This is a genomic window from Okeania hirsuta (assembly GCF_003838195.1).
Taxonomy (GTDB): domain Bacteria; phylum Cyanobacteriota; class Cyanobacteriia; order Cyanobacteriales; family Microcoleaceae; genus Okeania; species Okeania hirsuta.
Window position 1 is genome coordinate 19,138 of the sequence record NZ_RCBY01000088.1, and the last position, 9,093, is coordinate 28,230.

Consider the following 9,093-nt stretch of genomic DNA (forward strand, 5'->3'; position numbering starts at 1 on the left):
GATTTTAAGATTTTGATGCCTCAATTTTAACCTTAATTTTTTCTAATTTAGACTTGTATTTTTCTAAGGAAAACTGGTGGTTAAATAACTTTGATTTAAGTTCATTTTTTTTTTCTACAATTAACAAATCTTGATGAGTAAAAGATTTACGGCCACACCATGAACCATAATATTTGCCTACAATAGTTAAGCCATTTTCTTTTATCCAATCAATTAGTACAGATTCTTGAAAACCTAAAGTCTTTTCTGGGAGTTCTGGATCTAAACAAAAACCACCTTCTACTTCATATACTAAATTCTGAGAACTCTTGCCATCAGTAATTAACTTTTCAGATTCAGAATTAATTAAAAAACAGGCAAATAAACACTTTCCTCCAACTTTTAAAACTCGCTGAATTTGATGCAGATAATGACGCATATCGATACTAGACAAATGAGTAAAAAAATTACTAATACAAATCGCATCAAAACTTGCTTCTGGATAAGGCAATGTAAATTCTCTCATAGGCAAAGTTCCCTCAGTATTATAAATAGGATGATAAATATTGTGCCATTGAAAGTTAAAGTTGGGCTTTCTGGAAGTAATTTCTTGCTGTGCCCAATCAATTACTTTTTCTGAAAATTCAATACCTTCATAACGCCCTCTAGGTGTTAAGTAATAAGTCAAACCGTAGGCAATTTCTCCTATTCCACAGCCTATATCAAGAATACTATCTGTAGGTTTGATACCTGTTCTTTGAATTAAATATCCTAACCACTTGAAAGCATTAGACTGAAAGTTAAAAGCACTATTTCTATTAACTCGATCTATGTATTCTTTGGTAGGAAGCATAAAAGAAGGATTAAAGACATTAACTAAAATACAACCCTCATAGTTTTCCGAAATAGGAGTTAAAACAATTAGGAGGTTTTGATAGTTTTCTCTGTGTGTTTTATTCAGAGGTATTTCTAGATAAAATCTCGCTTTTTCTGACCCTTTTAACCTAGGGTGGGCTTTTTTTATTCTCGGACTTTCTATTCCTAAAGTTTGTTTAAAGTCTCTATATTCTTCACCTCCAATCACAACTTTAAAACTACTAATAGGAATTAGATTTAGAGAAACTATCCAACCTGTTAATTGTAGGGTTTGATTCTCAATTACTACTTTTCCTATATTGCCAATAGTTAGTAATGAGGTGGATTTTTCTAAGGAAAATTTTAGCTTGCTTTTCCCTTTAGCAACTGCTGCTAATGATTTCTTGAGTTGAGGAATATATCTGTGAATAGTTAAATCTTCTACTTCATTAAATATCACATCTTTCGATTCAAAATCTGACCAAGGTCTCCGTTCATTTTTAGTTGCCCTACCTCGCATCATTTTTTTCATACTTTCTTCTTTTGAGCGAGTAGTATAATGATTTATTCTTAGTTTCTTGATGGAATGTGTTGATGAAAAAGGTCCCTTAATTGGTTGTTTATTTTCTGTTACTGCCCGACCTTCAGAAAATACAAATTGATGAGGATTTAGAGGACGAATTGTTTTTTCTGGATGCAAAATACATTTGATATGTTTATTCGGACCAAAACTACTTTTGCTTCGTTTAATAAAGTTTTCTATTTGTAACCCTTCTGGGTTTTTCTCATGTCCTGATGTACCGAAATTTAGCCAGTTAACTCCTAGAGCTGATACATCGGAAAATTCATCTATTATATCTGTAATTTTCTCTGCTGCAGTGGGAAATAAAAATTCATCTAAATCTATAAATGCTATCCATTCTGAGTCATATCTGTGATTCTTTAAGCAATGATTATAAGCCGAAATTTGCCCTGGTTTGTCCGGCCAATAATAATAAATTACTTCACCTTTTTGAATATATAATTGCAAAATATCTTGAGTATTATCTGTGCTATTGTTATCATATAAATAAAATCTTTCTACACCAACTAATTTATGAAATTCTAACCATTCTTCTAGATAAGGACCTTCATCTTTCATTATGGCGCATATACTGAGTTTGCATTTTTCTCTTGATTTTTGTTTAATAAAATCCTCTAAAACATCAGTATCTTCTGGAGTTGACAGTAGAGTACTTCTGATACTTTCTGAATTATTTTTTGTTGTATTTTTTATTGATTTTATGTTAGTTGTGACAACTTCTGTTTGATTTAGTGTTTTTTTTTCCAGATTTTTAAATTCTTCAGAATTGACAACTATCAAAATTTTAATGGAGCCAAAAGGCACAATGCTTTGATCTTTTAGTATGATTTGTAATGTTAATTCCGATTCTTTTGGTAAACCCATTAATTCTATTTCTGTCGCAAAACCACTGGTTTTTGCCTGCGGAATTTGGGGATAAGCCTTTGCTACACCAGAACGTTGCTGATTAATTGGTACTGTTTTAATCACTTCACCATTGCTGATAATTTCTATTGCTACTGCTGGAGAATTCTTACCAACAACCCACCCTGCTAATTTAATTATATTTTGATTAAAAATTTCCCCTTGTTGTGGTCTATCTAAATAATATCCATGTAATAGATTTTTATCTGGCTTTAAGATTTTCAAACTAGAAATTTTAACTAGCATATTTTCTGACCGATCAAGAGCAAATTTAATACTTTCAAAAATATGCTCGTATGGCTCTCTTTTAAAGAAAGTTTCCTGTAGTTTGACAAAATCCAAATATTCTAGCCGACTGATAGTTTCTAAAGAATTCCATAAGGGCTGAAAATCTTTCCGCCATTGATTCCAGATCACAGTTTGTCCATGGTCGGGGAAAGTTGCAAAACTGAACTGAGGAAAAAAATCATGGATAGCAGCAACAAGCTTAAAAATATCACCCATCCAAACTCCAGCTTTCTCTTGAGAAATTTGCTGGAGCTTGGTACAATGCTGAAGTGATGGTTGAGCTTGAGCATAACTTCCCGGACAAGTGTTATTGATTAACCAAATAGTGTTTGCATTAGCCAAAGAAACAGAAGCACAAAAGTCACGAAAAGTTTGCTCAAAGGTATGCACATCATCTAAGTAAATCAGATCGAATGGCTCAAACCCTTTGGCATGATTCCTGAAGAAATCATTGCTATTAACTTCTAGGAAAACTATATTGTCAGTGGCATATTTATGGGTATTAAACTTGAATTTTGGATCGACAGCTACTTTATTTTTGATATTAATTGCGTTGAAAGTTACACCCTTACATACTCCTATTTCTAGATAGTTGGATGATTGATTAATTCTAGCAAGTTGATTGAGGCGATCGCTCTGATTTTTCAGCACTATGTTATGATTACTCTCATAATTTGAACTTTGATTTAGGTTAGTACGCACTTTTAAATAACCTTCTAAAATCTCTAAATAACGTAATGTTTCTGGTTTTTTTAATTTGGTGTGTACTTGATATATATATGTCATAACATCACACCTTTCTTGAGCGAAAAAATCTTCTTGATCCCAGTCTGGGAGCTTGGCAAAATTGTTTTTTCTCAGTGATTCAACGACTTGGTATGGATATTTGTTTATGGGCATTTGATTAATGCCTCTTTTTTTCCAAACTTCTAATTCTAAAATATTTTGAGTATTTCCAGCGACAATATAGTTGCGACACTTACTATAGATATGTGGATAGAAAGATAGGTTCCCTGGTCTTCTGGGAATACAAGCAATGTCAGCGTCTAAATAGTTGAGAAATTCCAGGGAATAAATAGAGCTACCTTCGCTAAATATGATTTTTTTAGCACTCATTAAATAGGCAATTTGTTCGAGTATATGATAATTTTCTGGCTTTAGTGAAATATAACCCTCATTTACCAATAGACTTTCCAAATATTTCTCCCCTGCAGTATAGCCACCTAAAGGAATATGAGTTCTGCCCAAAAAAAGCTTGAGTCCTTCTGGCTCTTTTCTTAAGTTATGGGTAGCATCAAAAATCCTTTCCTGTAGCTTCTCTAAATAGGAACGATACCAGTTTTTTGGTCCTAATGCTAACTCACTACCTGGCTCTGGAACGATTAGATTTTCAAAAGCACAATCATTTGTTACCCAAATACACTTAGTCAGAGGTATTTCTAGAATTTCCAAAGTTTGAATAAACCATTGAGGAGGAATCTCGTTATTATCCTTTGTCTTTGATGTTAGGCATAGAGCAAAAACAATGCCATCATGGATCTTGCTATTGAACGCCCATAAACGATGAATACTTTCAGTTAAAGCGTGTCCAAAGTGTAGATGAAAAGGACCTCCATAAATATATTTACCTGGATAGAATTTTAAATTATTGGCAACATTATTGTTTTGATTAACTTGTATTACTATGTCTTTGTACCTGTACCCATATGCTCTACCAGCGCGCATACGAAATATGCCTGGCATATCATCAGGAAAGACAAGACCTCCAATCCAATTGCGATCTTTAATTTTAATGGGTTTAACAATTGCATTCTGTATTTGAAAAAGACGATTGTTATCCATGATATTCTTTATTAAGGGTAATTTGAAAAAATACACATATCATATCTTGATCGTGAGCAAAACTATCAATTAAATTATTGCTCCAACACCTAAATAAAATTTAGGAAGATTAACTTAGTGCAAATTTAATACTTTCAAAAATATGCTCGTATGGCTCTCTTTTAAAGAAAGTTTCCTGTAGTTTGACAAAATCCAAATATTCTAGCCGACTGATAGTTTCTAAAGAATTCCATAAGGGCTGAAAATCTTTCCGCCATTGATTCCAGACAACAGTTTGTCCATGGTGGGGGAAAGTTGCAAAACTGAACTGAGGAAAAAAATCATGGATAGCAGCAACAATCTTGAAGACATCTCCCATCCAAGTCCCTGGTTTCTCTTGAGAAAGTCGCGCGAGCTTGGTGCAATCCTCAAATGATGGTTTAGCTTGAGCATAGCTTCCCGGACAAGTATCATCAATTAACCAAATAGTCTTTGCATGAGCGAAAGAAAGAGAGGCACAAAAGTCACGAAAAGTCTGCTCAAAGGTATGGAGACCATCTAAGTAAATCAGGTCAAATACCTCAAAATCTTTGGCATAATTCCTGAAGAATTCATCGCTAGTAACTTCTAGGAAAACTATATTGTCAGTGGCATATTCCTGGGTATTAAATTTGAATTTTGGCTCGACAGCTACTTTATTTTCTATATTAATTGCGTTAAAAGTTACACCCTTAGCTACCCCTATTTCTAGATAGTTAGATGATTGATTAATTGTCGCAAGTTGATTGAGGCGATCGCTTCTACTTTTCATAACTATGCTATTATCGCTTTGAGAATTTGAAGTTTGATTTGGGTTAGTATGCACTTGTAAATAATTTTCTTATATTTCTAAATAACGGGCTGATTCTGGTTCTTTTAATTTGGTTTGTATTCTATTTATAAAGTAATATTGAAGGCGTGCCAGTCTACTACTTACTTTGTTACTTAAAATGGCTTTTACCACCAATAAATGTGTCTAGGTTTACTCAGAGTTTGTCTCACCAGCCAATCTTTGAGTAAATCATAAGCTGGTTTGTATTTTTCTCTTTAATAACTACTATATTCTCCAACTATATGTTCCGGATTTGACAGTGGTAAAAGAGGTGTTAATGAGATCGATATAATTTTACCATCACTTCATGGACGAGTAAGGTTATTGATTTTTCCCTATTCCTCATTCTTTCTATTGACTACTTTTGAGGTTGTTTAAGCTGGAGCAAATTGGCAATTATTTCTAATTGTTTAGCAGATTTAGATAAAATAGCTAAACCTTTTCCATTGTTATGCCATTCAAGTTTATGTACTTCTGGATAGCGACTACAGAAATCTCTAACTGCTTTATTAACTGAAGGACATCTCACTCCTTTAGGTGGTCCTGATTTATAATCATCTACTATAACAATTCCCTGGGGATTTAAAAAACGAAGTGAGGATTCTAAATCGTGTAAACATCCTTGATAAGAATGGTCTCCATCAACAGTAAACCAATCCAAACCTGATGAATAATTTGTTTGGTAAAATTCCGGATTAAGAAGTTCGTTACTATCTCCTTCAATAATTTGGTAATCTTTAAATTTCCCCATCAATATAGCTGCCATTTCTCTGCCAAAGGGAGTTATATAATCCAGGTTTTTATCCAAAGATATAAAAGTTTTTGGACTACAAGAACTTAAGACTACTGCTGCAGACCTACCTGTGGCAAAACCAGTTTCTAAAACATATTTTGGCTGAACTATTTTACAAAGATTACTAATAAAAATTGCTTGGTCTGGATTCAAATGTCCTTTTTTACACCACAACTTGCTGTTCAATAAGCCTTCTAAGTTATTATTAGCGATCGCCTCTTTAACTGTGTTAGATTTACGTTCGATAATCAGGCTTAATTCTTCTCGATCTAGTTCCACATCCTGACTATTCAGTTGCAATTTTTTATCGACAATAGAGCGGTCTAAATTATCTTTAAATTCTTGAGGCTTGATAACTCTCAAACGTTTGCTTGAATTGATTTTTTCAGCTACTAATGGCAAATTTTTATGCCTTCCATGTAGGATTTTGACAGTCCCAGAAACAGCTCCAGGAAAAGGAAATCTACAGTTATATTCTGGGGGTAAAGTAGCGATTCTAAGTTGACTATTATACAAAATTTCTCTAAAAGTAGGTTGATCGCCATGAGGTAGCTTATATAATGTTAACCACTTGGCAAAAAATTCTTCTATTTGAGGAGATTTTTTATATAAAATTACCCCTGTATTTAACTGTTGAAAACTTTCTGGTATACCATTAACAAAACCTCTAATATTACAGGGAGCATGAGCTACTCCCAGGTCAAATTTATCTAATAGTGTAAATATTTCTGAAAAGTTAGCAGATATATAGGTATCTGTATCTATAAATAATGTGTAATCGTAAGGCGAGGCATACATATATTTGATTTTATCTACATGATTGTAATCTGGTTTTTCTATAACTACAACTTGATCAAAGTTAGAATTTTTGATATCTTTACTAGCAAAAATTGTCACTGGCATATTCGGCATTTGAGCTTTTAAGCTAGCTACTGATTCACAGGCTTCACGAATAAATCTTTCCCCAGTAGCAATATAAATTACGCCTATTGATTTGTGAGATTGAATATGTAATTTTATGGAGCAAAGAGGTACAATGCTTTTATCTTTAAGTATAGCTTGTAATGTTAACTCTGATATTTTTGGTAAACTAATTACATCTATATCTGTCGCAAAACCACTTGTTTTAGCGTAAGAAACTTGAGGATAAACTTTTGCTACATCAGGACGAAAACGTTTTTGGTTTATAGATACTGTTTTAATTACTTGACCATTACTGATAATTTCTACTGCTATAGCAGGAGAATTTTTACCAACTACCCACCCCCCTAATTTAATCCAATTTTGCTTGATTTTTTGTCCTTTTTTTGGTTTATCTAAACAATATCCATGTAATAAATTTGAAACCGGTTTTAATAATTTAATACTGGAAATTTCTACTTGAATATTTTCTGACTGATGTTGCTCTTGATTTATCAATTTTATAGATTTTTGATGTAATAAACCTTCTCCACCAGTAATTTTATAATGTCTCAATCTCCGAATTTCGGTAACTAAGTTTTCTTGATGGAAAAAATAGCTACTATAAATATTTTCTACTTGGCGATGACAATCATGTACAAAAACATCTGTACTTCCAGTTTCAAAAGCTAGTTTGGCAGCTATATATATACTCTTCATTCTACCTGGCATTTTTTCGGAATATCCAGCAGGTGCATCCACAAAAATAACATCCCATTTTGTTTGTACAATCTCTTCTGGCAGTACCATTGACAAACATTCTTTACCCTGACTATATTCAGTTAGTAAATTTAACCAGTCTTTCCGTTTTGTACCATAATCAACTAAATAAGCTACAATACCCGGATAAGTTTCTTTTGCCCAATTAAACCATTCTGGATTATCTTCTATAAATATAGTTCTACCTTCTTTGTTAACTTCCATCCACAAACCACTGTCTCTACCAACGCCAAATATTAAGAAGTTGTTTGGCGTTTTCGGACTAATTGTATTGATGATGTATGAATATTCATCAATATGACAGCCAGATAATTTAGCTAATTTATTCTTATATTTTTCAGTTGGTAAAATGCTAGTTTGAGCATCAGTATTTAATTTATTAACAGGAGTTGTTATTGAATTATCACGATATTTAATTGATTTAGATTGACTAGCAGTTGATTTTGGATTTTCTGAGGTATTTTGGTATTTGTCCAAGCTAGTTTTAGCCAGGCTCAATTTAGATTTATATTCTGATAGTAGTTTCATTCTTTCGGCAAGTTGCTCTAGTGATTTTTGTGATTGTTTCTGTTTTTCTATATCAGACATAATTGAAAACTCTGTGGTTGTTAAGCAATAAAATTTAGTTCAGTGTTTGTCAAGATTTATCTTTAAACTACAAGCCAATAAAATATTACTATCTTTGATTAATTAGAATAGATATTTACTAGACGTAAATCAAGTTAAGATTGTTGCTAATTATCTCAAATTTTGGTGCAGTTAAACAAGAAGTAATTGTAATTTGTGGTCATTAGGTGGGACAGTCTAGTTTACTATAAGTTTATACCTAAATATCATAATAATAGAATACAACAACTTAGACTTTTCTGAGGTTGTCATCTGCTATCAAGATATAGTTTTCAAACTAAGGACGAATCTATGAGTAAGTCATCTTTCTTAAATTCCACAAATACTTTGATTCCAAGACTATTAAAATTAATCCTAATTTCTCAGGACTCTATAATAGTTTAGGAACAGCTTTGCTTGAGAAAGAATTTAGTCTATATAATCCCAGATAATTAACTCATTTATAAGTTATAAAAACTGAATTATACCAAAAATTAAGAACAAAAATAAGAATATGCACTCCCAGTTAAATCTAGAAACGACATTAGTTGAAAATCTGCAACAAGCAGAAACTTACTTGGCCAAAGGAAAATTAGATATAGCACAGACAGCTTGTCAAAAAGTCTTAGTAGCACTACCAGACTTTGCCCCTGGGTACAACCATAAGGGGGTTGGTAAGGGGGTGCTGGTTTCCCCACTCCTCCACAGGGTGGG

General features: G+C 32.8%; 4 protein-coding genes. 1 reads left to right on the forward strand and 3 read right to left on the reverse strand.

All coding sequences use genetic code 11. The features are described 5' to 3' along the window. Positions 1 to 4: 4 nt before the first annotated feature. The 3 genes from D5R40_RS15990 to D5R40_RS16000 form a co-directional block, all read right to left on the reverse strand. A complete protein-coding gene (locus D5R40_RS15990; RefSeq protein ID WP_124154902.1) occupies positions 5 to 4,450 on the reverse strand; it encodes a glycosyltransferase family 92 protein in 4,446 nt (1,481 codons plus the stop codon). Between the two features lie 109 nt (positions 4,451 to 4,559). Next, positions 4,560 to 5,294 (reverse strand): class I SAM-dependent methyltransferase, encoded by a 735-nt coding sequence (locus tag D5R40_RS15995; protein ID WP_205127658.1) that lies wholly within the window; start codon positions 5,292 to 5,294, stop codon positions 4,560 to 4,562. A gap of 364 nt (positions 5,295 to 5,658) precedes the next feature. Then, positions 5,659 to 8,361, reverse strand: coding sequence for a class I SAM-dependent methyltransferase (locus tag D5R40_RS16000; RefSeq protein WP_124154903.1), 2,703 nt, complete (start codon positions 8,359 to 8,361; stop codon positions 5,659 to 5,661). 532 nt (positions 8,362 to 8,893) lie between these two features. Between D5R40_RS16000 and D5R40_RS16005 the strand changes: the two genes are divergently transcribed. Beyond that, positions 8,894 to 9,093, forward strand: a 200-nt coding sequence (locus D5R40_RS16005; protein ID WP_134239619.1) for a hypothetical protein, incomplete at its 3' end; no start/stop codon positions are given.

What these genes read in the sequence shown, in the direction of transcription:
- D5R40_RS16000 (WP_124154903.1), bottom strand. Translation starts at nt 8,361, where the DNA reads ATGTCTGATATAGAAAAACAGAAACAATCACAAAAATCACTAGAGCAA.
- D5R40_RS15990 (WP_124154902.1), bottom strand. Translation starts at nt 4,450, where the DNA reads ATGGATAACAATCGTCTTTTTCAAATACAGAATGCAATTGTTAAACCC.